This window comes from Flavobacterium piscinae (assembly GCF_004122145.1).
GTDB classification, from domain to species: Bacteria; Bacteroidota; Bacteroidia; order Flavobacteriales; family Flavobacteriaceae; genus Flavobacterium; species Flavobacterium piscinae.
Window position 1 is genome coordinate 1 of sequence record NZ_SBKQ01000030.1, and the last position, 1,490, is coordinate 1,490.

The window sequence follows — 1,490 nt, forward strand, 5'->3', positions numbered from 1 at the left end:
CGACCTCGCTTGATGTATCGACCAACTTTTTGTTTTTCGAGAAGTTTGAAATCGGAGCTACGTATCGTTTAGAAGACAGTTTTGGAGCGATGCTAAATTATGCCATCACCCCCAATCTTCGTATTGGCTATGCGTATGATCACATCGTATCGGATTTGAATATTACGACGCCTTCTTCGCACGAGTTTTTCTTGTTGTTTGATGTAAATTTCCCCAAGAAAGTATCCCGTTCACCACGATTTTTCTAACCTAAAAAGTAACTCAAACGATGAAAAAAGTATATATATCGATTCTAAGTATTGTAAGTGTAAGTCTTACACCACTTAGTGCCCAGACTAAAGATACGCAAAAAGCCGATAAGCTTTTCAAGCGATTAGAATACGTTGATGCCGCTCAAGAATACTTAAAGCTAACCGAGAAAGGTAAAGCTGACGGGTATGTTTACAAACAATTGGCCGACAGTTATTTTAACACCTTTAACGCCTCGGAAGCCTCTAAATGGTATGCTAGAGCCGTTGAAACACCACAAGATGCCGAAACCTACTACCGCTATGCTCAAATGCTTAAAGCACAAGGCAAGTATGAAGAGGCCAACAAACAAATGCAAAGCTTTGCTTCTAAAGCACCAAACGACCAAAGAGCAAAGGATTTTAAAGCCAATCCAAACTATCTTCCGAGTTTGCTTGACAAACAAAAGAAGTTTGATATTAAATCATTGGATGTTAATAGTGATAAATCTGACTTTGGAGCGGTATTACATCAAAACAACCTTTACTTTACCAGTGCCCGAAACGGAGCCAGAAAGAACTACGGTTGGAATGAAGAGCCTTATTTAGACATCTACAAAGCTACTTATAATGTAGATGGTACCATTACCAATGCAGAGCCGGTAGCGGATTTAAATTCAAAATGGCACGATGGTCCTTCTTCCCTTAGTGCTGATGGAAACACGATTTATTTTTCAAGCGAAAGCTTTAAAGAAAAAGATGGCTATGAAAAAGACAAATCCATCAATGCCAAACTAGGACAAGTTAATTTGTATAAAGCTACGATGGCCAACGGAAAATGGTCCAACATCACTCAGTTGCCATTTAACAGCAATACCTACTCAACCGGAAATCCTTCGTTGAGCAAAGACGGTAAAACCTTGTATTTTGCTTCGAACAGACCCGGTAGTATCGGTGGAACCGATATTTGGAAAGTAGCGGTTAATGCAGATGGTTCTTATGGTGAGCCACAGAACCTAGGGTCAAAAGTAAACACCGAAGGCGAAGAGAACTTCCCGTTTGTTACGGAAGACAACAAAACGCTTTATTTTGCCTCAAGTGGCAGACAAGGCTTTGGAGGATTGGATGTCTTTGCGTATGATATGACCAAAGGTGAATCAACCAACTTAGGCAAACCAATTAACAGTGAGAAAGATGATTTTGCTTTTTCGTTAAATGCAGAGAAGAACATCGGATTTTTGTCTACCAACCGCTCGGGTGTAG

At 40.1% G+C, this 1,490-nt stretch carries 1 protein-coding gene and 1 pseudogene; both read left to right on the forward strand.

The window, feature by feature from the left end:
• Positions 1 to 248 (forward strand): type IX secretion system membrane protein PorP/SprF (locus EQG68_RS14870; RefSeq protein WP_129465668.1); only part of this gene is annotated, 248 nt, incomplete at its 5' end.
• Between the two features lie 20 nt (positions 249 to 268).
• Positions 269 to 1,490, forward strand: a pseudogene (locus EQG68_RS14875) (PD40 domain-containing protein); the annotation flags it as partial.